This window comes from Sphingomonas sp. YR710 (assembly GCF_900101455.1).
GTDB lineage: Bacteria > Pseudomonadota > Alphaproteobacteria > Sphingomonadales > Sphingomonadaceae > Rhizorhabdus.
Genome location: NZ_FMZJ01000002.1, coordinates 101,164 through 126,648 on the forward strand (window position 1 = coordinate 101,164; position 25,485 = coordinate 126,648).

General features: G+C 64.3%; 24 protein-coding genes. 17 read left to right on the top strand and 7 right to left on the bottom strand.

What is annotated here, in order from left to right:
- Window positions 1-28 precede the first annotated feature (28 nt).
- Genes BLS13_RS02895 through BLS13_RS02905 form a run of 3 tightly spaced genes read left to right on the top strand, consistent with a single transcriptional unit; the run spans window position 29 to window position 1,849 of the window.
- Window positions 29-310, top strand: coding sequence for a DUF167 family protein (locus tag BLS13_RS02895; protein ID WP_256325702.1), 282 nt, complete (start codon window positions 29-31; stop codon window positions 308-310).
- Window positions 307-1,200 (top strand): bifunctional methylenetetrahydrofolate dehydrogenase/methenyltetrahydrofolate cyclohydrolase FolD, encoded by an 894-nt coding sequence (gene folD / locus BLS13_RS02900; RefSeq protein WP_093449673.1) that lies wholly within the window; start codon window positions 307-309, stop codon window positions 1,198-1,200. The genes BLS13_RS02895 and folD overlap by 4 nt, the downstream gene beginning before the upstream one ends.
- A gap of 4 nt (window positions 1,201-1,204) precedes the next feature.
- Window positions 1,205-1,849, top strand: a complete 645-nt coding sequence (locus BLS13_RS02905) for a MarC family protein (RefSeq protein ID WP_093449675.1) — start codon at window positions 1,205-1,207, stop codon at window positions 1,847-1,849.
- Between the two features lie 3 nt (window positions 1,850-1,852).
- On the opposite strand, the gene BLS13_RS02910 is transcribed toward BLS13_RS02905, so the two are convergent.
- Window positions 1,853-3,628: an AcrB/AcrD/AcrF family protein gene (locus tag BLS13_RS02910; RefSeq protein ID WP_176943403.1), complete on the bottom strand. Its 1,776-nt coding sequence runs from the start codon at window positions 3,626-3,628 to the stop codon at window positions 1,853-1,855.
- Window positions 3,629-3,743: 115 nt separating this feature from the next.
- On the opposite strand from BLS13_RS02910, the gene BLS13_RS02915 reads away from it, so the two are divergent.
- Genes BLS13_RS02915 through BLS13_RS02925 form a run of 3 tightly spaced genes read left to right on the top strand, consistent with a single transcriptional unit; the run spans window position 3,744 to window position 5,881 of the window.
- On the top strand, window positions 3,744-4,160 hold the full coding sequence (locus BLS13_RS02915) for a GtrA family protein (protein ID WP_093449678.1): 417 nt from the start codon (window positions 3,744-3,746) through the stop codon (window positions 4,158-4,160).
- A gap of 3 nt (window positions 4,161-4,163) precedes the next feature.
- A complete protein-coding gene (locus BLS13_RS02920) occupies window positions 4,164-5,147 on the top strand; it encodes a glycosyltransferase family 2 protein (protein WP_305367248.1) in 984 nt (327 codons plus the stop codon).
- A complete protein-coding gene (locus tag BLS13_RS02925) occupies window positions 5,147-5,881 on the top strand; it encodes a class I SAM-dependent methyltransferase (protein WP_093449681.1) in 735 nt (244 codons plus the stop codon). Before BLS13_RS02920 ends, BLS13_RS02925 begins: the two co-directional genes overlap by 1 nt.
- Here BLS13_RS02925 and BLS13_RS02930 read toward each other — a convergent pair.
- Window positions 5,809-7,407, bottom strand: coding sequence for a hypothetical protein (locus tag BLS13_RS02930; protein WP_256325682.1), 1,599 nt, complete (start codon window positions 7,405-7,407; stop codon window positions 5,809-5,811). The two genes, BLS13_RS02925 and BLS13_RS02930, sit on opposite strands and share 73 nt — an antisense overlap.
- 149 nt (window positions 7,408-7,556) lie before the next feature.
- On the opposite strand from BLS13_RS02930, the gene BLS13_RS02935 reads away from it, so the two are divergent.
- Window positions 7,557-9,161, top strand: a complete 1,605-nt coding sequence (locus tag BLS13_RS02935; RefSeq protein WP_093449682.1) for a glycosyltransferase family 39 protein — start codon at window positions 7,557-7,559, stop codon at window positions 9,159-9,161.
- An 83-nt stretch (window positions 9,162-9,244) separates the two neighbouring features.
- On the opposite strand, the gene BLS13_RS02940 is transcribed toward BLS13_RS02935, so the two are convergent.
- Window positions 9,245-10,465: an argininosuccinate synthase gene (locus BLS13_RS02940; protein ID WP_093449684.1), complete on the bottom strand. Its 1,221-nt coding sequence runs from the start codon at window positions 10,463-10,465 to the stop codon at window positions 9,245-9,247.
- A gap of 115 nt (window positions 10,466-10,580) precedes the next feature.
- Here BLS13_RS02940 and BLS13_RS02945 point away from each other — a divergent pair, with 115 nt between their 5' ends.
- Together BLS13_RS02945 and BLS13_RS02950 are read left to right on the top strand one after the other, a co-directional pair.
- Window positions 10,581-11,078: an EF-hand domain-containing protein gene (locus BLS13_RS02945; protein ID WP_093449685.1), complete on the top strand. Its 498-nt coding sequence runs from the start codon at window positions 10,581-10,583 to the stop codon at window positions 11,076-11,078.
- Between the two features lie 136 nt (window positions 11,079-11,214).
- A complete protein-coding gene (locus BLS13_RS02950) occupies window positions 11,215-11,928 on the top strand; it encodes an EF-hand domain-containing protein (protein WP_093449687.1) in 714 nt (237 codons plus the stop codon).
- Between the two features lie 39 nt (window positions 11,929-11,967).
- Here BLS13_RS02950 and BLS13_RS02955 read toward each other — a convergent pair whose 3' ends face one another.
- Window positions 11,968-13,194: an SAM-dependent methyltransferase gene (locus tag BLS13_RS02955; protein ID WP_093449688.1), complete on the bottom strand. Its 1,227-nt coding sequence runs from the start codon at window positions 13,192-13,194 to the stop codon at window positions 11,968-11,970.
- 81 nt (window positions 13,195-13,275) lie between these two features.
- A complete protein-coding gene (gene rlmN, locus BLS13_RS02960) occupies window positions 13,276-14,484 on the bottom strand; it encodes a dual-specificity RNA methyltransferase RlmN (RefSeq protein WP_093450131.1) in 1,209 nt (402 codons plus the stop codon).
- Window positions 14,485-14,584: 100 nt separating this feature from the next.
- Here rlmN and BLS13_RS02965 point away from each other — a divergent pair, with 100 nt between their 5' ends.
- From BLS13_RS02965 to BLS13_RS02980, 4 genes are all read left to right on the top strand, one after another.
- Window positions 14,585-15,133 (top strand): hypothetical protein, encoded by a 549-nt coding sequence (locus BLS13_RS02965; protein ID WP_093449690.1) that lies wholly within the window; start codon window positions 14,585-14,587, stop codon window positions 15,131-15,133.
- 177 nt (window positions 15,134-15,310) lie between these two features.
- A complete protein-coding gene (locus tag BLS13_RS02970; protein WP_093449691.1) occupies window positions 15,311-16,027 on the top strand; it encodes an alpha/beta fold hydrolase in 717 nt (238 codons plus the stop codon).
- Window positions 16,028-16,273: 246 nt separating this feature from the next.
- Window positions 16,274-17,272: a hypothetical protein gene (locus BLS13_RS02975; RefSeq protein ID WP_143011852.1), complete on the top strand. Its 999-nt coding sequence runs from the start codon at window positions 16,274-16,276 to the stop codon at window positions 17,270-17,272.
- Window positions 17,272-18,204 (top strand): OmpA family protein, encoded by a 933-nt coding sequence (locus BLS13_RS02980; RefSeq protein ID WP_093449694.1) that lies wholly within the window; start codon window positions 17,272-17,274, stop codon window positions 18,202-18,204. The genes BLS13_RS02975 and BLS13_RS02980 overlap by 1 nt, the downstream gene beginning before the upstream one ends.
- A 27-nt stretch (window positions 18,205-18,231) precedes the next feature.
- On the opposite strand, the gene BLS13_RS02985 is transcribed toward BLS13_RS02980, so the two are convergent.
- Complete coding sequence (locus BLS13_RS02985) at window positions 18,232-19,092, bottom strand: TauD/TfdA dioxygenase family protein (RefSeq protein ID WP_176943404.1); 861 nt, start codon at window positions 19,090-19,092, stop codon at window positions 18,232-18,234.
- Window positions 19,093-19,257: 165 nt separating this feature from the next.
- On the opposite strand from BLS13_RS02985, the gene BLS13_RS02990 reads away from it, so the two are divergent.
- From BLS13_RS02990 to BLS13_RS03005, 4 genes are all read left to right on the top strand, one after another.
- Complete coding sequence (locus BLS13_RS02990; RefSeq protein WP_093449697.1) at window positions 19,258-20,484, top strand: cytochrome P450; 1,227 nt, start codon at window positions 19,258-19,260, stop codon at window positions 20,482-20,484.
- Window positions 20,485-20,787: 303 nt separating this feature from the next.
- Complete coding sequence (locus BLS13_RS02995) at window positions 20,788-22,881, top strand: TonB-dependent siderophore receptor (RefSeq protein ID WP_176943405.1); 2,094 nt, start codon at window positions 20,788-20,790, stop codon at window positions 22,879-22,881.
- Window positions 22,881-23,420 carry a hypothetical protein gene (locus BLS13_RS03000; protein WP_093449700.1) on the top strand — a complete coding sequence of 180 codons (540 nt, stop codon included), beginning with the start codon at window positions 22,881-22,883 and terminating at the stop codon, window positions 23,418-23,420. Before BLS13_RS02995 ends, BLS13_RS03000 begins: the two co-directional genes overlap by 1 nt.
- Window positions 23,417-24,904, top strand: a complete 1,488-nt coding sequence (locus BLS13_RS03005) for a PepSY-associated TM helix domain-containing protein (RefSeq protein ID WP_256325683.1) — start codon at window positions 23,417-23,419, stop codon at window positions 24,902-24,904. Before BLS13_RS03000 ends, BLS13_RS03005 begins: the two co-directional genes overlap by 4 nt.
- Here the strand turns inward: BLS13_RS03005 and BLS13_RS03010 are convergent.
- Window positions 24,861-25,358: a hypothetical protein gene (locus BLS13_RS03010; protein ID WP_093449703.1), complete on the bottom strand. Its 498-nt coding sequence runs from the start codon at window positions 25,356-25,358 to the stop codon at window positions 24,861-24,863. The two genes, BLS13_RS03005 and BLS13_RS03010, sit on opposite strands and share 44 nt — an antisense overlap.
- Window positions 25,359-25,485: the final 127 nt, after the last annotated feature.

Genomic DNA, 25,485 nt, shown 5'->3' on the forward strand with positions numbered 1-25,485 from the left:
CTGGGCGCTGGAAAGCGACGGCATTTCGCTGTCGGTACGGGTCACGCCACGCGCGTCGCGCAACGCGATCGAGGGTGTCAGGACCGCAGACGATGGCCGTGAATGGCTCGCCGTCCGGCTGATGGCCGCGCCGAACGATGGCGCCGCCAATGTCGCGCTGGTGACTTTGCTGTCCGGCGCGCTGGCAGTGCGGAAGAACGACATCACACTGACGAACGGCGCGACCTCACGGATGAAGCGCATGCAGATCAAGGGCGATCCGGCGAAGCTGATCGGCGCCATCGCCAGCTATGACGGGGAACGGGAATGAGCGCGGACATCATCGACGGCAAGGCCTTCGCTGAAGGACTGCGCACCCGGCTGGCCGCGATCGTCGCGGATTTTCGCGCCAAGGCCGGGCGTGCTCCGGGGCTAGCGGTCGTGCTCGTCGGCGAGGATCCGGCGAGCCAGGTCTATGTCCGTTCCAAGGGCAAGGCGACCCGCGAGGCGGGCATGGAAAGCTTCGAATATAGGCTGCCCGCCACTGCGACGCAGGACGAGATCGTGGCGCTGGTGAAGAAACTCAACGCCGACGATGCGGTCGACGGCATTCTCGTGCAGCTGCCCTTGCCCGCGCATGTGAACGAAGATCTGATCATCGCGACGATCGACCCCGACAAGGATGTCGACGGCTTCCATGTCGTCAATGTCGGCCGCCTCTCGACCGGGCTTCATGGCTATGTGCCGTGCACGCCGCTCGGCTGCATCATGCTGCTCCGCGATCGGCTTGGCGATCTGAGCGGGCTCGACGCGGTGATCGTCGGCCGCTCCAACATCGTCGGCAAGCCGATGGCGCAATTGCTGCTGGCCGAGAATTGCACGGTGACGGTGGCGCACAGCCGCACGAAGAACTTGCGCGATGTCGTGCGCCGCGCCGATATCGTGGTGGCGGCGGTCGGCCGACCCGAAATGATCCGGGGCGACTGGATCAAGCCCGGCGCCACCGTGATCGACGTCGGCATCAACCGCGTGCCGGGTGCCGAACCGGGCAAGACAAAGCTGGTCGGCGATGTCGCCTTTGCCGAAGCGGCCGAGGTCGCGGGCGCGATCACGCCCGTGCCGGGCGGGGTCGGGCCGATGACGATCGCTGTCCTGCTGCGCAATACGGTCGTTGCCGCACACCGCCGCGCCGGCGTGCCGCTCGCCAAGGGAGCGATCTGATCGCATGATCGCGGCCTTCCTCTCGGCCTTCGTCACTTTGTTCGTGGTGATCGATCCGCCGGGTTGCGCGCCGATCTTCGCCAGCCTCACCAGCGGCGCATCGAATGCGCACCGGCGGGCGATGGCCCTGCGATCGACGATGATCGCGTCGGTGCTGCTGCTGGTCTTCGCCTTGATCGGCGAGAAATTGCTCGATACGCTCGGCATCAGCCTCGACGCGTTCCGAATCGCCGGCGGGATCATGGTATTCCTGATCGCGCTGGAAATGGTGTTCGAGAAGCGCACCCAGCGCCGCGAGGACCGCGCCGAGGAGATCAGCAAGAAGGCGGCGCAGCAGCATCGCGGGGTCGAGGCCGAGGATATTTCGGTCTTCCCGATGGCGATCCCGATGATTGCCGGCCCGGGATCGATTGCAACCACCATGCTGCTCGTCTCGCGCAGCCGCGGGATCGAGCAGACCGCGATCGTGATCATGGCGCTGATATCGGTCTTGGTGCTGACGCTGGCTGCCCTGATGGCCGCGGGCCCGATCATGCGCGTGCTGGGGCCGAAGCTGGAAGCGATGATCACCCGCATCCTGGGCGTCCTGCTCGCCGCGCTCGCCGCGCAGTTCGTGATCGACGGGATCAAGGCGAGCTTTGGGCTCTGACCCTTATCCGACCCGCCGCCACAGCTTGAAAGGCGCGTTCGCGGGGAGTTCCACCGGCTGCAGCCAGGCAGGCACCTGGCCGTGGATCAACTGCTCGTAAAAGCCTTTCGGATTCTGCGCGGCATAGAGTGTCGTCTCCGACATGCCGGGGCACAACAACAGCATCGTTGCCGCATGTCGAACCATCACGTCATGCGCGACTTCGGGATCGAGGCTGCGAAAAGCATGATGTACGTCGAGGATCGCGGCAGCGTTGCGATGATAGGGTCCGGCGATCGCACGGTGACCGGTCATCGCGATCAGGCGTGGGCTGAGGTCGACCAGGGTCAGCATCGTGGCCGGCGGGATTTTCGAGAGCATGTGCAGTGCCGGGAGCGTCGGGCAGCGCCGGTTGGCAGTCTCCACCGCCTTGCGGCTCTTCGGCACCGGTGTTTTCGGGAGATACCCCACGCCATATTCGACGAGCAGACCCGAGCAGGCGAGGAACGCCAGCGTCGAACCGCCCATGCGGATGATCGCGTTGGGATGATCGAGCGTGAAACGCAACGCCAGCCAGGCGAGCATCGTCGCGCCCGGCACGCCGAGCAATTGCGCCTGCGGCCCATAGCGGCTCTGCCACAGCATCAGCACGGTCGAGAACGCCGCGAGGAGCGTGATCGTCGCCCAGGGCGCGCCGAGCGCCGTACCCCGTGCCCGCCAGCATGCCACAGCCGCGCCGATCACCCCGACCACCGGCAGCGCGGCGATGCTCAACGCATCGGCCCACGGCTTGGTATAAAGCGGCTTGACCTCGCGAATATTGCGAAACCACAGCCTGTCGAGCTCGGGTGAGATATGTTCGGGCCGGCCCAGGCATTGCGGCGAGAAGCCCGCGAATGCGGCCGCCACGATCCCGGCGGCGGCCAGTGCCAGCAGAAGTCGCGCGGCGCGACTTTCGATCCGCAGCATCGCCACGACATAGAGCAGGGCCGAGGCGATCAGGATCGGGCCGAGATAGACCGGCGACAGCGCATCGCAGACCATCTGGCGATTGTCGTAACTTGCGAAACCGGCGAATGCGATCGCGGTGCTGCCGCCCAAGGCAATCGCATAAGTGGCAAGCCGCTGCGCCTCGTCGCGATCCCATATCCAGCGCAGCACGATCGCCGCCCCCGCCATTGCCATAGATGGCAGCAATTCAAGCCCGATGCCCGTCGAAATCGCTGTCGCCACCGCGACGGTGACGCCGCCGCGCCGCTGCTGCGGATCGGCAAGGCCGGCGACCGCCAGCATCAGCATCGCGAGCTGCCAGCCATGATGATCGATCCGCGTCGGCATCCACATGAAGAGCGCGGCCTGCGCCGACATCAGCATCGCAAACGCCAGCGGGTAAGCCGTCGGCGCGATCAACCGCCGCACGGCGAGGATCAATGCCCACAGCGTCGCGCCGAACGCCAGCATCGGCGCCACCGCGCAAGCGACCTGCTGCGCTACGAAACTGCCCGCGATCGGCTGCACGACCAGGATCATCGCCGCGATCGGCAGATCGACGATGCGCGTCCAATGGATGTTCGCACCCAGCGGCGGATCGAGCTTATATTGCCGCAGATCGTACCAGCTTTGCCCGTTCAGCAGCGCCTGAACCTGCGCGAAGCGGATATTGTCGTCGGTATCGCTGAGCGACAGCCAGCGTATCGCGTTCCACTTATAGGCGAGCATGTAGATCGCCGCGCCGGCGAACAGCAGCCAGAAGACACGGCGCCAGTGCCGATCGATATAGGCGATGATCCTGTCTTCCACGCGGCCCTCTCGTCGGCGTTGTGCGCGGAGCCATAGCCGATCACGGCGACGGAGCAAGCGCGCCGATATTCGAGCGCTTGAGGCCGCGCCGCTTTTATGGAAGAGCGCGTCCCCGATGCGCACCGCTACAGTCTTCACACAGGATCGTCTCGCTTTGTTCGGCCAACTGGTGCGCTATGCGATCACCGGCGGCTTTGCGAGCCTGGTCAATATCGGCATCTATCATGCCGGAGTGAAGCTGTTCGGCCTCGATCCGAACCTGGCCTGGACGATCGGCTTTCTCGGCGCGGCGGCGAGCGGCTACCTGATCCACAGCAAATGGAGCTTCAAGGGGCATGGCAGCCGCGACAATGTCTGGCGCAACACCGCGAAATTCATGGTCGTGTCGCTGATCAGCTTTGCGCTGAACAGCTTCTGGGTGTGGCTGCTGGTGCGGCATTTCGCGCTGCCGATCTGGTCGCCTTACCCGCTGGCGCTCGGCGTCACCCCGCTGCTCGTTTTCTGGCTGAACCGTCAATGGGTTTTCGGCTAGGGCATGACGATGGAAATTCCCCCGTCCCCGTCTCCCCTCATTTCGGTCATCGTGCCCGTCAAGGACGAGGAGGATGCGATCCTTCCCTTCGTGGCGCGCGTCTCCGCGATTCTCGACATGCTGCGCGAAGCCGATGGCAGCGCCGCGGCCTGGGAGATCATCTTCATCGATGATGGCAGCAGCGATGCGACGCTTGCAGCCATCCTGAGCGCCAACGCAGCCGATCCGCGCATCCAGGGGCTCTCGCTGTCGCGCAATTTCGGCAAGGAGGCGGCGCTTTCGGCCGGGCTCGACAACGCCCGCGGCCGCACGGTGATCCCGATCGACGTCGATCTGCAGGATCCGCCAGAGGTGATCGGCGAGATGCTGGACCGGTGGCGCGAGGGCCATGAGGTCGTCTATGGCGTGCGCCGCAACCGCATGACCGACAGCCTGCCGAAAAGGCTGACCGCGGACCTCTATTATCGCGCGCACAACTGGCTATCGATGGACAAGATCCCCGAACATGCCGGTGACTTCCGCCTGCTCGATCGCAAGGTGGTCGAGGTGATCAAGCGCATGCCCGAGCGCAATCGCTTCATGAAAGGCCTGTTCGCCTGGTCCGGCTTCCGCCAGACGGCGGTCGAATATGATCGCGCCGAACGGGAAGTCGGCACCACCAAGTTCAATTACTGGAAATTGTGGACGCTCGCGATCGATGGGATCACGTCGGCATCGACCGTGCCCTTGCGCGTCTGGAGCTACCTCGGCGGGCTGATCGCCTTGTTCGCGCTTTTTTATGCGGTGTTCCTGATGGTGCGCACGCTGCTGTTCGGGGTCGACGTCGCAGGCTATCCATCGATGATGGTCGCGATCCTGTTCCTGGGCGGCGTGCAATTGCTGTCGCTCGGCATATTGGGCGAATATGTCGGCCGCATCCTGGTCGAGACCAAGCATCGCCCGATCTACATCGTAAGGCAGCGGATCGGCTGCGAGGAAGGGCACTGATGGATCGCGCCGTTTATGACCGGATGGCGGAGATCGATGCCGATCATTGGTGGTTCACCGCGCGCCGAAAAATCATCGCCCGGCTGATCGAACGCTTTCAGCCCCGGCCATCGCCGCTCAAGATCCTCGAGGTCGGCTGCGGCACCGGATCGAACCTGCCGCTCCTGCGCCGCTATGGCGATGTCGATGCTATCGAGCCCGACGACGGCGCCCGCGCGCTCGCCGAACAGCGCAGCGGCCTCGCGATCAAGGGTGGCTATCTGCCGCATGGCGTACCGCTGGAGGATGGCTATTACGATTTGATCGTGCTGCTCGACGTGCTCGAACATATTCCGGAGGACGTACCCGCGCTCGCCGCATTGCGCAGCAAGCTGGCACCCGGCGGCCGGATCCTGGTCACCGTGCCGGCCATGCCTTGGCTATGGAGCGCGCACGATGTCGCGCACCATCACCAGCGCCGCTATACGCCCGCGAGCCTGAACAAGGTGTTCCACGACGCCGGGCTGAAGCCGATCCACCAGACCCATTTCAACAGCCTTTTATTCCCGCTGATCGTCGCGGTGCGCGCGCTGCACAAGCTCACCGGCCGCGAAGGCGGGGATGATGAGATGCCGTCGCGGCCGGTCAATGCCGTGCTCGCCGCCCTGTTCGGAACCGAGCGTCACTGGGTGACGACCTTGTCCATTCCCTTCGGAGTGTCCATGGCCATGGTGGCGGAACCGACGACGCGGTAGAGCGCGCCGCGCGTCCCCCCGTTCCAGACCATCTTCAGGGTCGGATCATTGCCCGGCCAATGGTCCGGCGTCGCATCGATCAGCCAGAGATAGTCGAAGGCCTGCCGCGGGAACAGGGCGATCGAGCTTTCGATGCTGCGCGCATTCCACGCCCGGCAATGTTTCGGCCGCATCACCTGCGTCGGATCCTCGGCATAGCCCTTGGCCGGCGCATATTTGATGCTGAGCAACTGGGCGCCCGCCATCGTCCACTGCCCGTTGACGAACGCCTGCTTGCGCACGATCGCCATCGCGCCGAGATGCTCCATGCGCGGCGATTCCCAGCGGCTCAGGCAGGGCAGATCGACCAGCACGAACACACGTGAGCCGGTTTCGATATGCTCGACCGCCTGCAGCTGCGCTTCCTGATGCGATGAAAACGCCTCGTAGCGGACCGTCGACAGATAGAGGCGAAAGCCGAAGATCGCGAGCGCGAGCAACGCCACGCCCTGCAATGCATAGCGGTTGGTGAAGCGCGGCGCGACCGCCAGCACCCCGATCGCCACGACATACGGCGCCAGCCGCATATCGGCATAAGCCGACCCGATCACGATCCGCGGCATCAGCACATAAGCGATGATCAGCACCAACGTCGCCACGCCCAGCGTGCGACGCATCCGGAAGCCGAGGCCGAACAATCCGAACACCGTCATCACGATCAGCCCGGCGACGAGCCGGATATCGAACACCATCCAGTGATTGCGCAGCGAGGATACCAGATAGACATATTTGGCTACCCAGTTGAACCAGTCGGTGGTTGCGCCAGAAACGGCACCACTGCGCCACATCGCCATCAGCACCAAAGGCGGAGCCAAGGGCAGGCAGTGCACGGCGCCGAGCAGGATCGACATGCGGTGCGACTGGCCTGCATCGCGCACGCGCACGATCTCCGCGGCAAAGGCGAGCAGCCCGAGCACGCCCCAGGCGAAGCCATGCGCGAGCCAGATCAGCGCACCGATCGGAACGAACAGGATCGCACGCAGCCGGATACGCTCGGTGCGGCCAAGATAGAGCCAGAGCGCGAACGCATTGAGCGCCAGCGCCATCGCCAGCACATAGTTGATGAAGCCCCACTGGAAGGGCCAGCAATACGCGAAAGGCGCGGCAAACACCGCCGTAGCGGGCAGCCGGCCATGCACTTCGCGGGCGATCAGCATCATGCCCGTGAGCGTGAGCGGCGGCACCATCATCACGATCAGCTTCACCGCCAGCTCGAGACCGAAGATCTTCGACAAGGGGATGACGAGCAGGTCGACGCCGAGATTGCCCATCAGCGCCCATTTGAAATCGAAATAGCGCGTGCGGAGCGGCGATTGCGGATCGGCCAGTTCGACCGAATAGCGCCCCATGTGGCCGAGCAGATCGACCAGCGGCGGGATATGCGGTTGCCAGAGCGGAATCACGCAGATGAGGGCCAGCACACCGATATACCAGGGGCTGGTCCACCAGCCCTCCGGTGGCAGTTCATGCGGCGTGGCGCGAAACATATAGTCGGGCCTTATTTCGCCACGCTTTCGCCCGCAAGGGGTGGCGCGCATCAGCGTGCGGCTATTTGGGTTCACACGGTGCCGTCCCACGCAGCCGAAGGACATCGGCGATTGTCGTTTGGTGCCGCGTCTTCTAAGCCCCGAAGCGCATGACCGACGCACAACCGCGATTATTCCGCATATCTCCACTCGCCTGGACCAGCCTGGTTTCGATCATCATCGCCGCCGGCATCGGTTTGCGGGCGTGGCGGATCGGCAGTGATCCGATGTGGCTCGACGAGGCCTATAGCGCCTACGCCGCCGCCGGGGGATGGCATTTCCTCTGGTCCGTGGTGCCGCGCTACGAGACCCACCCACCCTTTTATTATTCGTTGCTGCGCCTGTGGACTCTGATCGCGGGCAACGGCCTGCTCGCGCATCGCATGCTCGGGCTGGTCTGCGGGATCGCAACGATGCCGCTGGCCGCCTGGGCGACATGGTCCGCGGCGAAGCTTACCGGCCTGTCGGCGTCGCGCGCCCATCTGGGCGCTCTCGCCGCGCTGACCCTGACCGCGGTGGCGCCGATGCTGATCCGCATGACGCGCGAGGTGCGCCCCTATCCGGTGATGATCCTGATCTACGCGATCGCGATCCTCGCGCTGATCGCGATCGCGCGCCGTACGAACGAAGGCCATCCGCTCGCGAGCCGGGCCTACATGCTGTATCTGGCCATGACCGGCGTGATGCTATGGCTGCACAGCCTGGGTCCGCTTTACGGCGCCTCGCTCGGCCTCGCCTTGCTGACAGTGCTGCTCCGGCGCGGCATGACGCGCGCCGACTGGTTCTGGCTGATCGGCGGCCATCTGGCCGTCGGCCTGCTATATGCGCCCGCTTTGTACATTTTGTTCGATCAGGCGCCGACCTGGATCAGCTCGACATGGCTCAAGTTCGGCACCGAGGATCTGTGGCGCACCGTGACCAGCATCCACGCCGGCCCCGGCGACGAGATGCGGATCGGCGCGCTGGTGCTGGTGGTGGCCGGACTGGCGACGCTCGGGCGATCGGCGATCGGGCGGAGAATTGCCGCCATGCTGCTGATTCTCGGCCTGCTGCCGGCTTTGCTGTCGATCCTGATTTCCGCGACGATCGCGCCTGTCTTCATCGTGCGCACGATGACCCCGCTGGCGGTTCCGGCAACGATCCTGATGGGTATCGGCACGGTCGGGCTGATCGGCCCCGCCCGTTGGGCAAGCTTCGCAGCGTTTGTCTGGCTGGTCGCGCAGCAAGCCGATCTCGGCGTCCAGATGCGCCGCGCGCCGCCGATGCAGGACTGGTATCGCGCGATCGCGTGGATCAAGCGGCAATATCGGCCCGGCGACGTGGTGCTGGCGTACCCGAATGAAGGTGCGCTGCCGTTCGACCGGGCGGTCCGCGACCTCAAGCTCGACATGCCCAGCGTGCCGATCCCGAGCGCGGTGCCGACCCTGAACCCGCCGCCGGGCAGCTGGTATCCCACCGGATCGCGCGGAGTCGCTTCGCTCGACAAGGCGCATCTGCAGGCCATCGCCGACGCCCCGCGGACCCGCGTGATCCCGACGATCTGGCTGCTCCGGCTCGGCCCATGGGCCTATGACAAGGGCGACGTCCTGCTCGACGACCTCTCCGAAGGCCGCACGAGCATCGGATCCTATGAGGACGGCCCGATCATCATCGACGGCCTGCGCCGCGACGATCTGGTGACGCGGGGCATGCATCCCGTCGACGAGACGCATTGAGCCGGTGAGAGCCATTCGCTCCCCCTGGCGGGGGAGGGGTGAGAAATACCCATACCCCTTCCCTTGCCGGGAGGGGTGTTATGTTACCGCCCGTCGCGCCGCCCCAGCAGCCGCAGCCGCAGCGCGTTGAGCTTGATGAAGCCTTCCGCGTCGCGCTGGTCATAGGCGCCGGCGTCGTCCTCGAAGGTGACGACCTTTTCGGAATAGAGGCTGTAGGGAGATTTGCGGCCGATCACATGAACGCCGCCCTTGTACAGCTTGAGCCGCACGGTGCCGGTGACCTTCTGCTGGCTGTGATCGATCGCGGCCTGCAGCATCTCGCGCTCGGGCGAGAACCAGAAGCCGTTGTAGATCAGCTCGGCATAGCGCGGCGCGAGCTCGTCCTTGAGATGCGCGGCGCCGCGATCGAGTGTGATCTGCTCGATGCCGCGATGTGCCATATGCAGGATCGTGCCGCCCGGCGTCTCGTACATCCCGCGCGACTTCATCCCGACATAGCGATTCTCGACGAGATCGAGCCGGCCGATGCCATGGGTGCGGCCGAGATCGTTGAGCTTCGTCAGGATCGTCGCGGGCGACATGCCCTCGCCGTTGATCGCCACCGCATCGCCACGCTCGAAATCGACCGTGATGATTTCGGGCTTGTTCGGCGCGTCCTCGGGGTTGTTGGTGCGCGAATAGACATAGTCGGGCACTTCCTCCCACGGATCCTCGAGCACCTTGCCCTCGGACGAGGTGTGGAGAAGATTCGCGTCGGTCGAGAAAGGCGATTCGCCGCGCTTGTCCTTCGGCACCGGGATCTGGTGCTGCTCGGCATATTCGATCAGGCGGGTGCGGCTCGTCAGATCCCATTCGCGCCACGGCGCGATCACCTTGATGTCGGGTGCGAGCGCATAATAGCCGAGTTCGAAACGGACCTGATCATTGCCCTTGCCGGTGGCGCCATGGCTGACGGCGTCGGCGCCGACCATCTTGGCGATCTCGATCTGGCGCTTGGCGATCAACGGCCGCGCGATCGAGGTACCGAGCAGATACAACCCCTCGTACAGCGCGTTGGCGCGCATCATCGGATAGACATAGTCCTTCACGAACTCTTCGCGCAGATCGTCGATGAAGATATGCTCGGGCTTGATCCCCATCAGCAGCGCCTTGGCGCGCGCGGGCTCCAGTTCCTCGCCCTGCCCCAGATCGGCGGTGAAGGTGACGACTTCGCAGGCGTAGGTTTCCTTCAGCCATTTGAGGATCACGCTGGTATCGAGCCCGCCCGAATAAGCCAGCACGACACGCTTTACGTCATTCGCCATCTCGATCTCCTTGGGGGGGCGCGCGGGCGGCCCTTGCCACAGCGGGTGCCAACCGTTCAAGCAGGATACAGACAATGGCGGCCAATAAGGGCGGGTTTATGTGGAGAGAGAGATCATGATCGCCAAGCCGGCGGGATTCCTGCTGCTGATCACCATGGCATCGCCGCTGCTCGCGCAGGCGGCCGGCGAGCTGCCGACGACGCGGGCGGGGCTCGATACCGCCATCGCCGCGCGCTTCGCGGCCGCCGACGCTAATCGTGACGGCCAGATCGACCGGCGCGAGGCCGCAGCCGCGATCGGGCTGGCCGCGCAGGGCGTATCGCGGCGCTCCGGTACTACGCTGTTCGACGTCGAGGCCGGCCCCGACGGCCGCCCGCGACTCAGCTTCAGCGAGGACGGTCCGCTGGGCCCGCGCGGCATGTTCGACACAGTGTTCGCGCAGATCGACACGAATGGCGACGACCGCCTCTCACTGGCCGAGGTGCAAACCGCCGCCCGTGCGCAATTCGACATGGCCGATCGCAACCGGGACGGAACGCTCAGCCCCGCCGAACTGAATGCGGCTCGCGGCCAATTGTCACTGCTCCAGCAAAGCCTGAACGGCGCGCATTGACGGCGTCTGTTTCAAAGCAGACACATCGATACAGTCCCGAACTAAATCGGCAAGAATGACGCGTTAACAAGAACGTCGAGATGGGCCGGCTCCCCCCTTCAACGCCGGCCCATCGACATCCTCATGGAGAGAATCAATGACCCGAACCAAAAGCCTGTTGTTCGGCGGCGCGGCACTGGCCGCCACGCTGACGATCGCCGCCTTCGCCCAGCCCGCGCCGCCCGAGCATGGCATGGGGATGGGCATGGAGATGCCGACAACGCGCGCCGGCCTGCAGGATATGATCGCGCAGCATTTCAAGGCGATGGATGCCAATGGCGACGGCTTCGTCACCAAGGCCGAATTCGACGCGGCCCGCGAGGCGATGCGCAAGAAGATGGAAGCGAAGCGCGAGGAGCATCGCGCCGAAATGTTCGCGATGCTCGACAAGAATCACGACGGCTCGCTGTCGAAGGACGAGTATATGGCACCGCCGCCGCATGACGGCATGATGGGCCACGACATGAAGGAGCATGGCCCGGACGGGCACGACATGCCGCCGCCTCCCCCCGGCGGCCCCGATGGCGATCATGACGGCGATCACGACGGTGGGCCGATGCACGGCCAGCGCATGATGATGATGCATCGAATGGGCGGCATGGACGGCATGGGCAGGGGCGACAAATGGTTCGATCGCGCCGATGCCAACCACGACGGCAAGCTGACCCTCGCCGAGGCGTCCGCCGGTCCGCTCGCCATGTTCGACCGTGCCGACACCAATCATGACGGCACGATCAGCCCCGACGAGCATAAGGCCGCGATGGAAAAGATGCGCGGGATGATGAAGGATATGAAGGACAAGCACGACTGAGCGGACATCCGCCCCGGGCCTGACCCGGGGCAGACGTGATCAGCGCGGCAATCCCGCCTCCGCCGCCGCCATATAGTCCCGGGTGATCGGGAGCGTATCGCGGCGGCGGATATACTGGATCTGATAGTTGCACAGATTGCCGTGGACGAACGCCGCGCGGGCGCCGGCCAGGTAGAAAGTCCACAGCCGGAAGAAGCGCTCGTCATAGAGTTCGACCAGCGCATCATGCGCGGCGACCGTGCGATCGTACCAGATATCGAGCGTCTTCGCGTAATGCAGCCGGAGCGTTTCAATATCGGCCGCGATCATCCTCGATTTCTCGCTGGCGGTGATGATTTCGGACAGCGCCGGATTATAGCCGCCCGGAAAGATATATTTGAGCGTGAAGGCGTCGGTGCGGCCCGGCACGCCCATCCGGCCGATCGTGTGGAGCAGCATCACGCCATCATCGGCGAGCAATTCGCGGCACCGCGCAAAGAAGGTCGCATAATGCGGCGGGCCGACATGTTCGAACATGCCGACCGAGACGATCCGGTCATAGACGCCGGTGACCGCGCGATAATCGATCAGTTCGAACGTCACGCGATCGGCGACGCCGGCCTCCTGCGCGCGCCGCCGCGCGACTTTCAGCTGTTCTTCGGACAAGGTGATGCCGAGCACGTCGACATCGGCGACCCGGTTCAGATAGAGCGCCATGCCGCCCCAGCCGCAGCCGATATCGAGCACGCGCTGCCCCGGCTTCAGATGGAGCTTGGCGGCGATATGCGCCTTCTTGTCGGCCTGCGCCTGCTCGAGCCCGACGTCAGGGCCGCTGAAATAGGCGCAGCTATATTGGCGATCGGTATCGAGGAAGAGATCGTAGAGCCGGTCGTTCAGATCATAATGATGGGCGACGTTGCGCTTCGACTGGCGCTCCCAGTTGAGGCTGCTGCCGGTCGAGCGGATCAGGTTCATCGCGTGATTGGCGAAGGTGCCGCGCAGCTTGGACGCACCATCCTCCCACCGCCCATTGGCCCGGATCAGGTTGATGACATCGCGTATATCGCCTTGTTCGATCAGCAGCCGGCCGTCGATATAGGCTTCGGCAGCGTGAAGGTGGGGATTGCGCGCGATGAAGTTCGGCGCGCTTTTGTCGGTGAAGCGGATCGCGACCGGGTTGATGGCGGGATCAGGCGTGCCGTAGGTCCGGGTCTGGCCATTGGCGTAGGTGATCGTCATCTCGCCGCGGCGCATCAACCGGCCGGCGAACTTATTGAATAACCACATTCTCATCCGCTCCGTTGTGAGAGCGCATAAGAATGGAAAAGGCTCCCACCGCAAGCAGAATGCGCCGGGGCCGAAATGGTTTCAGCCCAGCGCGGCCTGTTTTTCCTCGGCCAGCCGATCGAGTTCGGCGCGGCTTTTCTTCTCGGCCGCCGACTTGAGCTGGCCGCAGGCGGCCATGATGTCGCGGCCGCGCGGGGTGCGCACCGGCGCCGAGATGCCGGCCTTGAAGATGATATCCGAAAAGCGCGCGATCCGATCGGGATCGGACGTGTCGTAATCGGCGCCCGGCCACGGATTGAACGGGATCAAATTGACCTTGGCCGGCAATTTATACTTGCGGATCAGCCGGACGAGCTCGTGCGCCTGCTCATCGGTATCGTTCTTGTCCTTGAGCATCACATATTCGAAGGTGATGCGGCGGGCATTGTTGGCACCGGGATAATCGGCGCAGGCCTGCAGCAATTCCTCGATGCCATATTTGCGGTTGAGCGGGACGATCTCGTCGCGCACGTCCTTGGTCACCGCGTGGAGCGACACCGCGAGGTTGACGCCGATCTCCTCGCCCGCGCGCGCCATCATCGGCACCACGCCCGAGGTGCTGAGCGTGATCCGGCGCTTCGAGAGCGCAAGGCCGTCACCATCCATCACCAGCTTCAGCGCATCGCGGACATTGTCGAAATTGTAGAGCGGCTCGCCCATGCCCATCAGCACGATGTTGGTGAGCATCCGGCCTTCGGGCTGCGACGGCCATTCGCCGAGCGAATCGCGCGCCAGCATCACCTGGCCGACGATTTCCGCGGGCACGAGATTGCGCACCAGCCGCATCGTGCCGGTGTAACAGAAGCGGCAGTTGAGCGTGCAGCCGACCTGGCTCGATACGCACAGGGTTCCGCGATCGGCGTCCGGGATGAACACCATCTCATAATCCTGGCCGTCATCGGTGCGCAGCAGCCATTTGCGGGTGCCGTCGCTCGATACCTGCGCCTCGACGATCTCCGGCCGCGATACGACAAAGCGCTGGGCGAGCCAGAGCCGCATGTCCTTGGCGATATCGGTCATCAACGCGAAATCGGTCGCGCCGCGATTGTAGATCCAGTGAAACAGCTGCTTCGCGCGCAGCTTCGCCTGCTTCGGCTCGAGCTGCGCGGTCTCCAGCGCCATGCGCAGATCGTTCCGGGACAGGCCGAGCAGATCGATCCGGCCGTCGGCGCGCGGCACGAAGCTGCGCGGCACGGGCACAGGATCGATGTGGCCGGGAATCGGCATGGACATGGGCTGCGGATGATTCATCGCCGCCCCATAGCGATTGTTCGCCACTTTTTCTACTGCAGCGCGCCTTTGCGCTTTTCGATCTGGACGTTACGCCCCTTCTGCCGCCAATATCCGGCCGATGCGCCCGATCGACCTCCTGCGAAGTTATGGATCACACCCCGAGCCGACGACCGCCGCGTGCAACCGCATCGCGTTGCTGGTGGCCGGCAATCAGCCGCTTTATCCACTCTATCTGTGGTGGATCGTGGGCGGGGACTGGCCGGTTTCGTGCTGGACTTTCCTCTCCACGCCGTTGTTCGCGGGCGTACCGGCGATGGCGCGGCGCCATAAGCTGGCCGGCCGGGCGCTGCTGCCGATCGCCGGGCTGTTCAACGGCATCGTCAGCGCAAAGGCGTTCGGCGAGGCCTCCGGCGTCGAACTGTTCCTGATCGTCTGCGCGCTGATCACCCTGCTCGCCTTCCGCGACGCCCCGCGCCTGATGATCGCGCTGCTGGGGGCGATCGCGCTGACGGCGTTGCTGCATGGCCATTATGGCGCGCCGCTGGGGGCGTTTACGCCGGAGCAATATGCACCGTTTCGGCGGCTGAACCTGTATAGCGTAGCCGCGCTGTCGGTGTTCGTGGTGTGGAGCTTGTTGCCGTTGTGGAGACGCATGGCGCGGCGGTGACCGCCGCCGGATGCGATGATCACCGCTCCCCCGAGCCATTCTCAACGAATGCGACCACCAGCACGCGATTGTAGCGGCATTCAAATGGCAAGCTGATCTTGCACGCGTCCGGCTGCAATCCGCAGTCGGACATCGGATGGGTTGCAACGCGGAAAGTAGTGCGAAATATAATCGATAATGAACAAGAATATCATTCTCGTACATGGCGCGTTCCACACGGGCGACTGCTGGTTCATGCTCAAGCCCCTGTTGGAGGAGCGCGGCTTCACGGTCCGCACGCCCACGCTGCGTGGACAGCAGGGCAATCCCTGCCACCCGCTTCTCGTGACCATGGGCGGTTATGCCCGCGATATCGTCGCCTGCGCGCGCGAAATGGACGGGCCTTCGCTACTGCTTGGCCATTCGCTCGCGGGATTCGCCATATCACTGGCGGCAGAGAAGCAGCAGACACTTTTTACCCGACTAATCTATCTGACCGCGGCGGTACCAAAGCTCGGCAGCTCGTCTCTGCGGGATGCGGCGCCGCCCGACAAAAGCCCTTCGGACATGAAGATTCGCCTTACTGCATCGATCCCGCCGGAGGTCGCCAAAGCCGAGTTCTATAATTGCTGCACGAAGGATGTTCAGGAAGAGGCCGCGGCAATGCTTTCGCCGCAACCAATCCTGCCGCTACTGGGCAAGGTGAGATCTACCGCCGCGAACCTCGGCACCGTCGAGAAACATTCGATCCTGTGCAGCCAAGACCGGATGATGCCAATCGACTACGCACTGGCGAACGCCAATCAAAAATTTCATTCCGTGCAGACGCTCGATACCGATCACTCGCCATTCCTGTCCCAACCGCCGGCGCTGGTGGAGGCCATCGAACGGATCGCGGCAGCCGGCTCGATTTGATAGACGGCGACGATCGGGATGATGACGACGCATTAGCGGGCTGAGCCGCCCGCGGGCACACGTTCGTCAGGAAAATCGCTCTGGCGCCTGGCGCCCGCCAAGATCGGATTGGTTCAACCTAGCCGGAGGCTCACAAGCGGTCCGAATTCGGAATCAGACTATTTGTGCCATGTCTTCGTTGTCTCAACGAGAGAAACGGCCGACCGGTATCCACTGCTCGGCAAGTGGCTCGAAATTTGATCTATTTTGGTTGCTTCTTCCTTAGATTCCTTGACGGCTGACGCGAGAACCGCTGTCCTCTCGCCGGGCATATATTCCGATGAAGAAAAGGGAGGGCTTCTGATGCGGCCAGGCAACGGCTTCGCTATGTTCGTGGTAGCGATCATATCTTCGGGCCCAGGGTTCGCGGCTTGCACGCCCCCTCGGTACGCCACCCAATTGGCAGAAGCTGCCGGGGAGTTGAGGCTCGAAGCACAATCCACCCTGTTGCGGGGCCTGGCCAATTCGCTACGCTCAGCACTGGGGGATGACAATTCGGTTGCCAAAGCCTCGATTGGCGGGCGCTATGCAATCGCCGCGGCGGGCGGGCTGGCGTCTTCCGCTTATTCTGAAACGCTCGATGACTATTTTTGCGTTCTGGGCGAAAAGCTGGGAGCGGATGCCACCAAAAAGGCTCTGCTCAACAAGGAGCGGCTGGCCATGCGAGCTACGTTGCTCAAATATTTCGATGCAGGCCGCTGGCAACCCGAAAACACCGAGGCACGCGACAAGATCACCGACGCCTTGATTGCGGAAACTTCCGCTCCGCCCCTGTTCAATATGGCTGAGATCGATGCGGCGCTGCCGGATTATAATTTCGATACGTTGAAAATCAGCGAGATTTTCGGCGGCGTGAAGGTCGGCGACCTTGTTGGCGTGGGTGCCTGCGGGGGGTTGGTCTATCGATCGATCCGCCAGATCGATCCCAGTGTTCTTGCCGACCTCCAGCTGGTCCCGGTCGTTATTTCCAAATGGCTCGCCGGCGATCGCGCCAGCGCCAAGCTCGACATGTGGACCTTCGTGAGTTCCCAAATGAGCAAGCAGCTTACCACCGCTTCAAATATCGAAAAGCTGACCATCGATAAACCTCTGATCAGTTGCATCGATAACGCGGCGCAGGCGGCCGAGCAAAAAATGGAGGAAAAAAAGGCCGACGGCTCCGCTCATGCGGTGCTCACGCTTCAGCCCTCGTCCGTCAAGTCGTGATGCGAACCGCGACGGCTGCTCTCGGCCTGATCTCGATCCTGCTGGCAGGCTGCACGACTGGCAGCAGGGTTGCTTCGACTGCCCCCGAGGCGGAAAAACGTCTGCGCAAGCGGCAATGCGACACGCTGGAAGCTTCGTTTAGACCCAGCCGCGACCGGGAAGGGCATATCGACCTGTTCGGCGTCTCGATCGGCGGACGGTCCGCGACCGAAAACCGCAACAGCGCTACCGATGACTATCTCTTCGCACTGAATCGTATGCTGCTTTCTTGCAGGGAATGGCAGCGTTACCAGGTCTCGCCGCAGGAATTTCGGGCCGCGCAGGCCGAGTTGGCGCGCGCGGCGCAAGGCCCGCTGAAAGATGCCGCCGCACAACAATTGCTGCGCGATATCGCCAACGCATTCGAGGAAGCGAAACAAGGGCGCGATGCCAGCCAGGACGAGGTCACAAAACGCTTGACCGAAATTCGCAGCGCGCTCGACCGGCCACCGGTTGATCCCTCGAACTGGACCGACACATTCCAGGCGTTCGATGCGCGGTTCGACCGGGTCGACGAACGTGTCGCAAATGTGGAGAAGCTTCTGGCCGCCAACGCGCCGGGAGATCGTTGTCGTGCCCACAAGCGATGGACCCTGCTGTTCGACAAGGGATCGCCTGTCGCCAATCCGGACCGTTTAGCTGCGGTCACGAGCGAGGTTAGGACAGCGCTGTCTTTATCTCCTCAGGCTCGGATCGCGATCGTCGGCTTTGCTGACGGAAGCGGAAATGAAGCTGCCAATCTGATACTGGCCCGCAATCGCGCGGCCCAAGTCGGCCGGGGGCTGCTGGCGGCCGGCATCGCCGTGGACATCGAGGCGGCCGAGGGCGTGACCCGGCGGCTCGGCGCCAATCCCGCGAGCAACCGGGCCGTGATAGTCTCGCTTTCCTGCTGAAACGCGTTCTCTTACCTTGGCGCCTCTTCAAGCCTTGGCGAATCTTGGCGCTTCGGCGTTGATGGTCGGCAGCGGGGCAATAACCTTGCGCAGGGTCCGCTCGGGGCCATCGCGTTCAACATTGCCGCGGGCATGCTGCATCGTGAGGTTGTCGAAAACCAGAAGGTCGCCCTTCTGCCACCGATGTTCGTAAACCATCTCCGGCGCGTAGAGGTGATCGAATAGCCTGAGCAGAAGCGCCTCGCTTTGATCGTCAGGCAGTTCGACGATGTTGTGGGTCATTTGCTCGCTGACGTAGAGCAGGGGCTTTCCCGTGCGCGGGTGGATTTTCGGGATCGGCGTGATCGTCGACTGTTCGACCGAGCGCTGCGGCCTGAGCAGATCGTCGCCGCCCCGATGATAGACCTGGCCTGTCTGGTGGCGCGCATGCTTGCCCTCGACCTGTCGGCGCAGATCGTCCGGGAGCACCCGCCAGCCATATTCGCTGCTCGTCAGCGATGTCGTGGCCGATCCCGGCGCGACATCGAGCGCATAGAGCGACAGCACCTGGAACGGCTGTTCGAACCACATCATGTCGGCATGGAACATCAGCCGGCCGCTGGGCGCGAGTCCATCTTCCTCCTTGTTCGAGATATGCCGTTCCTTGCGGTTTTCGGTCGCGCCCGGGCTGCCATCGCCGATCAGCATCCGGCAGATGCGATCCTGCCGGGCGAAATCGAGATCGAGGCCCCGGAAAAGCAGGGCCCCGCGTTCGTCAAAGGCCTTTCTGAGGGCAAGGCGATCGTCCCCGCTCCAATCGGCCGAAGGATCGAAATCGCCGATCTCCGCACCGAAAGGCCCGGGGAGGTTTCGTATCTCAACCGTCCTGGGCGCAATTTTCAACGACATGCATCTCTCCATCATGCACGCATCCTGCCATGGCAGTCCGGGCGCATCTTTGATGGAAATCAATGCGCGGGTGTTCTAATTTCCGGATGCCTGCCGAACTTGCGCCAGATCAATGCTTCGCGGCCGCGATCGGCAGGGAGTGTGGCCCGATCGAGAGGAAGGTTTATGAACATTCACGCAGTATCGAAAGGTGCCTGCCCCGCGCAAGCCGGGCGCGACGATCGCAAGACCGCCAAATCCATGGAGACGGGCCTGACGGTCTTTCCCGGAGCGAAAGTCTCCAACAGCTTCCAGTTCGGCCGTGAGGTGCTGCGTTCGCCGGAGATGCGACAGGCATCCAGCAGTTCCGACGAACAGGATATGAGCAATCCTTCCGAAATCTCGTTCTTCTTCCTGCATGGGGAGGAGCATAAGAAAAGACGCGCCTCGGTGGCCGGCTATTTCGCGCCCAAGGCGATCGTCAATCGATATCATCCGCTGATGCACGCCACGATGGATCGGATCATTGCCGATTTCCAGGCCAAGGGATCGGCCGTTCTCGACGAGATGAGCCTGCAACTGGCATCCGACGTCACGATGGAAATCGTAGGGCTGACCAACAGCGATCGCCAGGCGCTGACCCGGCGTATCAAGACGATCATGGGGGCCAATGACAGCTTCGACAAGCGCCGCTGGTACCGCTTCCTCCACGACAAGCTGCTGGGCTGGTATCACCATGCCGTCAGGGCGCGGCGGATGTTGGAACTGTACAACACGGACATCCTGCCGGCCGCCGAAGCCCGTCGCGCGCATCCGGGCGACGATGTCATGTCCTACATGGTCCAGAACAATTATTCGCGAAAGGGCATGCTCGTCGAAGTGATGACCTATGCCGGCGCGGGCGTTTCGACCACGCGGGAGTTCATGGTGCTGGCGACGTGGCAGCTGTGCGATCACCCGGAGTTGAAGGAACGCTTCCTGGCCGGCACCGAGGAAGAGCAGTTCGCGATCATCGAGGAAATCCTGCGGCTCGATCCCATCGCCGGATATCTGTACCGCCGCCCGGTGAGCGACATCCCCGAAAGCGCGGAAGGCCCGATCCCGAAAGGACAGTTGCTGGCGGTCGATATCCGCGGGGTCAATTCCGATGAAAGCGTGGTCGGCGAATGTCCGTACCAGATCGACCCCGACCGCGCGAAGCGCAGCAAGGTTGCGGGTTCGTGGCTGAGCTTTGGGGATGGGCCGCATCGCTGCCCCGGTTCGCAGGTCGCGCTGCATGAAAGCCGGATCTTCCTCGATCGGCTGCTGCGCGTGCCCGGCTTCAAGCTGGCAAGGCCGCCGAAGATCGGCTGGAGCATGTCGACCCAGGGATATGAATTGCGCGACGCGATCGTGACCTGCGATCGCGCGTGACGACGTATCGGAAGGCCAACTGGCGGCGGCGATCGTCGGCGCCGGTTGGCCTTTGCCGATTGATATCGTATTGGGCGCAAGGCCTTAATGCCGCCGCGATCGCCGGCTGACAGATAAGGCAATCGGGAATTCGGAAAGAATGCAGGTGCCCGCCAGGCGCCATGCGCAGCCGTGCGAGCAGCGGACAGTGAGGGGTATCCGATCCGCCCCAGCGCATGGGCTCGATTCATTCCGTTAATGAGAATCATTTGCATTAGCAAAGAGGCTGTGTAATTCGGCTCCAAACCCATGGAGTCACCATTGATGCTTGAATTGCCCCTGCTTCTGCTTGCCCTCACCGCCACCGACAGCGAGGCCGCCGATAGTACGGCGCGCGACGAAATCGTCGTCACCGGCACCGTGGACGATAGTAGCGCGCCGGGCGACTATGCCGCGCGCGCCAGCCGCGCGGCGACGCGGCTGGCGCTCAGCCCGCGCGAGACCCCCCAATCGGTGAGCATCGTCACCCGCGCGCAGATCGACGATTTCGCGTTGCGCGACGTCAATGCCGTGCTGGCCACGGCGACCGGGATCAACGTCCAGCAGGTGGAGACCGATCGTACTTATTATTCGGCGCGCGGCTTCGACATCACCAATTTCCAGATCGACGGCATCGGCCAGCCTTTCGTCTATGGCTTGCAGAACGGATCGCTCGACACCGCGACCTATGAGCGGGTGGAGGTGCTGCGCGGCGCCAACGGGCTGCTTTCGGCAACCGGCAACCCATCCGCCACGATCAATTTCGTGCGCAAGCGGCCGGGCAAGCAACTCGCCGCATCGGCCAGCCTGCTCTACGGTTCGTTCGATCAGGTAAGGCTCGATGGCGACGTCTCGGCACCGCTGACCCGGAACGGTTCGGTGCGGGCGCGGGTCGTCGGCGCCTATCAGGACAGCGATTCCTACCTCGATCGCTATCATGGCCGCCGCGGCATCCTGTACGGCATCGTCGAGGCGGATATCGGCCCCGCCACGACGGTTTCGGCCGGCTATCAATATCAGAAGCACCTGACGACCGGCGGGCTATGGGGTGCGCTGCCGCTCTATGACGCGAACGGCAATCCGACCCATTATGCGCGATCGACGAGCACGTCGGCAGCGTGGAGCCGCTGGGCCATCGAGGACCAGCAGATCTTCGGCGATCTGAGCCATGATTTCGGCGGCGGCTGGAGCGGCAAGGCAAGCGTGCTGCGCCACATGATCGACGAGCAGGACCGGCTGTTCTACGTCTATGGCAATCCCGATCCCGCAACCGGGGACGGCCTGTTCAGCTACCCGGGCGCCTTTCGCGGCCCGACCCGCGAGCTGACGCTCGATGCTTATGTATCGGGCCCGGTCTCGCTGTTCGGCCGCACCCACGAACTGGTGTTCGGGCTCAACCGCGGCACCTCCCACCTCAAGCAATATTCGAGCTATCCGGCCGGGATCGGCACGCCGCTGCCCGGCACCAGCGCGTTCGACGGCAATTACGCCTTTCCCGCCTTCCCCGATTTCACGCTCAGCGCCGATTTCCGGACGCGCCAGGATTCGGCCTATGGCCTCGCCCGCATCAATCCGGCGGATGGGATCAAGCTGATGGTCGGCGCCAACGTCACCCATGTGAAAGGCGAAGGCATATCGTACGGCGTCGCCCGGGATTATGCGCTGACCCGCGCGCTGCCGTTCGTCGGCGTCACCGCCGATCTGGGCCCGACGATCAGCGCCTATGCGAGCTTCGCGACCATCTTCAATCCGCAATCCGAAATCGACGCCAGCCTGAAGGTGCTGCCGCCGATCGAGGGCGATTCGATCGAAGGTGGGCTGAAGGGCGAATGGTTCGGCGGGCGGCTCAACGCCAGCGCCGCCATCTTCCGCGTCCGCCAGCGCAACACCGCCGAAGCCGCCGGCTTCGACCTCTCCGCCGGGAAAACGATCTACACGACCGTCGATGCGACATCGAAAGGCATCGAATTCGACATCGCCGGCACGATCGCGCCGGGACTTCAGCTCAGCGGCGGCTACACCTTGTTGCGGATCGAGGGGCCGGACGGCGAGAAGGTGCGCACCTATGTGCCCCGTAATACGGCGCGGCTGAACGCGACCTACAGCCCGGCGGCGATCCCGAAGCTGAAGCTTGGCGCGGCCGTGCAATATCAAAGCGGTATCCGCCGCGTGCAGAACAGCGGCGCGACGGTGATCAGCCGCCAGCCGGCTTATGCGCTCGTCGACCTGATGGCGTCCTACCAGCTCGCGCGGGCATGGTCGGTCGCGCTCAACCTGCGCAACGTGACGAACCATACATATCTGACCAGCCTCTATTGGGATCAGGCCTATTATGGCCCGCCCCGCGCCGCGACGGTCACGCTGGGCTGGCGTTACTGATGATGATGGCTGCAGGGCTGTTACCGCCGATCGGCGTGATGCTGCTGCGCCTCGGCTGGGGCGGGCGTCGTGCGATCATCGGCGCCGGCTGGATCGCGATCCTGGCCGGGATCGGTCTGCTCGGGCGTGCGAACGGCGCCTGGGGCATCGCGATCGGATCGGTGCTCGCGATGGCCGCCGCGGCGGCGTTGCTGGGCTGGGCCGCGTGGACGACACCGGTCCGGCCGGCGCGGACGGAGCGAGCGTCCCGGATGGTTGTGGTCGGCCCGAGGCGGCGGTTCGCCGGCCGCCTCGCCACCTTCGTCATCGTCGGGCCGGCCGGTTTCGCCGCGGCGCAGATCCTCGCGCTCGGGCTCCACGCAGCCGCCCGCGGCGCGGGCCAGGCCGAAGCCGACGCGACCGCGCTGGCGCTGCTGCTCCAGCCGGCCATATGGGCGGTGCTGATGACCGTGCAATTGCTGTGCGCGCGGCGCCGCACGATGATCACAGTCGCAGCGGTGACGGCGGCAGCGGGCGGCCTTTTATGGGGGCTCGCATGAAAGTGGGCATGATCGAAGCGCCGCACACGATCGTCCGGCGCGCGCTGGGCGGCCATGCCGCGATCGGCCTGATTGCCGGCGGGCTGCTCTATCTCGTCTCGCTGTCCGGCGCCTTGCTCGTCGTCCGCGACCATTGGACGCGCTGGGAGCAGCCCGATGTCGCGGAAATGCAGGCGATCGCGCCCGACGCCGTACAGCGCGCGATCGGCGCCGTGATGGCGCGCGATGCCGGCCGGCCACCGACATCGCATCTCAGCGTGCGCCTGCCCGGCGCCACCTTCCCGCGCACGATCGTCGCCACCGATCATGGCGAGGTCTATATCGGCCCTGACGGCCGGATCATCGCGCCGGCCGCACATCGCTGGACCGATTTCGTCGCCAATCTCCACATCTATCTGCACCTGCCCTCGACGATCGGGTTGGTGCTGGTCGGCATGCTGGGCGCGATGCTCGCCAGCCTGCTGGTCAGCGGCGTGATCGCGCATCCGCGAATCCTCCGCGATGCCTTCCGACTCCGCGCCCGCGCCGGCCGTCAGCTTGCCCGGGCCGACTGGCATAACCGGCTCGGCGTCTGGACCTTGCCGTTCGGGGTCGCGATCGCGCTGACCGGGGCGTTCATCGGCCTCGCGACGGTCGGCGCCGGCCTGATCGCGAGGAGCGCCTATGGCGGTGACGTGGCGCGGGTCTATGCGCCGATTTTCGGCAGAGAGACGCCGCCCGACAAAAGGGCCGCGCCGCTGCCCGATGTCGCCGCCGCGCTCCGGACCCTGGCAGCCGCCTTCCCCGATCGTACGCCCACCTATGTGCTGCTCCATGATCCGGGCACCGCCGGCCAGCGCATACAAATCCTGGCGCGGCCGGAGCGGCGGCTGATCTATGGCGAGAATCACGATTTCGACGCGCGCGGACGGCTGACCGGCGTGGTCGGGCTGTCCGACGGCAAGGCGGGCCAGCAAATGGCGGCGTCGGTCTATGGCATTCATTTCGGCGATTATGGCGGCATCCCGATCCGCCTGGCTTATATCGCGGGCGGGCTGGCGCTGTGCGCGATCACCGGGACCGGGATCGCGCTCTGGCTGGAAAAGCGCCGCAACCGCGGGCGGCCCGGCCCGCGCCTCGAAGCGATGTGGACGATGCTGTTGTGGGGGGCGCCAATGCTGACCGTCGCTATGGCATGGGCGGGCGGCGCGGGGCTGCCGCCCGCGATGATGGCCGGCACCTTCTGGACGGGCCTGGCGATCGCCATGATCGCCGCGGCGGCCTTTCCGGGCCGGTTCGCGTCCCATGCCCTGCGGCGGTGGCTGGCGATCATGCTGTTCGCGGCCGCGCTGCTGCATGTCGTCCGCCATATCGACGCGCCGCCGGCGCTGACCGTGATCGACGCCATCCTCGCCGGCATCGCATTCGTCCTGCTGGCGATCGACGCCCCGGCTGGCGTCGTTACCGCCGCGCGCAGCCGAGCGCGGCCGCGTCGATCGCCGTAGCCGCACCCTTCAGCAGATAGCCGTCCGATCGATCGCGGCCGTCCGCCGACACCCAGGCGACGCGGAACGACGCCCCGCCGCGCATCGCGGCGATGATCGCGGCGTCAGCCTGCGGGTTGGGCGCCCAGGCATCGACGCTGGCGGCCGCTAGCGGAAAGCTGCGATCGCCGAAGATCAGCCGGATCGGCGTGTTGCGGGTTCTCGGTTCGCGCAGGCGGAAATGGACCTGGCCGTTGATATGCTGCGCGGGCCAGATGGCGATCGCGGCGAAACTCTGCCAGCGGCTGCCGCGCCGGCCGCCTTCGGGGGTGGTGATCGCATAACAATGGAGCGGGGCGGGATCGCGAAACGCGCCCCAATCGGAAAAAATTCCGAGACTGACGCGATCGGCCGGGGCCGCCGCAATGAGGGCGAACGCGCAAAGCGACCAGCAAATATGGGGTCTTCCAGCCATGCCCCCCGATGCCCTTACCGTGGCAAAAATACAACAATTTCCTCTGTTTATGTGAGGTTCATGCAAGTGATCCGCTTATCGGGCACTAGGCCTTTCCCGTCTCCACCCCCCCATGTTTTCGGGAGAC

Coding starts and splice junctions, on each gene's coding strand:
- BLS13_RS02935 (WP_093449682.1), top strand. CDS start 7,557: ATGACCGACGCACAACCGCGATTATTCCGCATATCTCCACTCGCCTGG.
- BLS13_RS02945 (WP_093449685.1), top strand. CDS start 10,581: ATGATCGCCAAGCCGGCGGGATTCCTGCTGCTGATCACCATGGCATCG.
- BLS13_RS02930 (WP_256325682.1), bottom strand. CDS start 7,407: ATGTTTCGCGCCACGCCGCATGAACTGCCACCGGAGGGCTGGTGGACC.
- BLS13_RS02940 (WP_093449684.1), bottom strand. CDS start 10,465: ATGGCGAATGACGTAAAGCGTGTCGTGCTGGCTTATTCGGGCGGGCTC.
- BLS13_RS02915 (WP_093449678.1), top strand. CDS start 3,744: ATGCGCACCGCTACAGTCTTCACACAGGATCGTCTCGCTTTGTTCGGC.
- rlmN (WP_093450131.1), bottom strand. CDS start 14,484: ATGAATCATCCGCAGCCCATGTCCATGCCGATTCCCGGCCACATCGAT.
- BLS13_RS02985 (WP_176943404.1), bottom strand. CDS start 19,092: ATGTCGTTGAAAATTGCGCCCAGGACGGTTGAGATACGAAACCTCCCC.
- BLS13_RS02965 (WP_093449690.1), top strand. CDS start 14,585: ATGCGCCCGATCGACCTCCTGCGAAGTTATGGATCACACCCCGAGCCG.
- BLS13_RS02955 (WP_093449688.1), bottom strand. CDS start 13,194: ATGTGGTTATTCAATAAGTTCGCCGGCCGGTTGATGCGCCGCGGCGAG.
- BLS13_RS03005 (WP_256325683.1), top strand. CDS start 23,417: ATGAAAGTGGGCATGATCGAAGCGCCGCACACGATCGTCCGGCGCGCG.
- BLS13_RS02925 (WP_093449681.1), top strand. CDS start 5,147: ATGGATCGCGCCGTTTATGACCGGATGGCGGAGATCGATGCCGATCAT.
- BLS13_RS02990 (WP_093449697.1), top strand. CDS start 19,258: ATGAACATTCACGCAGTATCGAAAGGTGCCTGCCCCGCGCAAGCCGGG.
- BLS13_RS02950 (WP_093449687.1), top strand. CDS start 11,215: ATGACCCGAACCAAAAGCCTGTTGTTCGGCGGCGCGGCACTGGCCGCC.
- BLS13_RS02995 (WP_176943405.1), top strand. CDS start 20,788: ATGCTTGAATTGCCCCTGCTTCTGCTTGCCCTCACCGCCACCGACAGC.
- BLS13_RS03000 (WP_093449700.1), top strand. CDS start 22,881: ATGATGATGGCTGCAGGGCTGTTACCGCCGATCGGCGTGATGCTGCTG.
- folD (WP_093449673.1), top strand. CDS start 307: ATGAGCGCGGACATCATCGACGGCAAGGCCTTCGCTGAAGGACTGCGC.
- BLS13_RS02980 (WP_093449694.1), top strand. CDS start 17,272: ATGCGAACCGCGACGGCTGCTCTCGGCCTGATCTCGATCCTGCTGGCA.
- BLS13_RS02905 (WP_093449675.1), top strand. CDS start 1,205: ATGATCGCGGCCTTCCTCTCGGCCTTCGTCACTTTGTTCGTGGTGATC.
- BLS13_RS02970 (WP_093449691.1), top strand. CDS start 15,311: ATGAACAAGAATATCATTCTCGTACATGGCGCGTTCCACACGGGCGAC.
- BLS13_RS03010 (WP_093449703.1), bottom strand. CDS start 25,358: ATGGCTGGAAGACCCCATATTTGCTGGTCGCTTTGCGCGTTCGCCCTC.
- BLS13_RS02920 (WP_305367248.1), top strand. CDS start 4,164: ATGACGATGGAAATTCCCCCGTCCCCGTCTCCCCTCATTTCGGTCATC.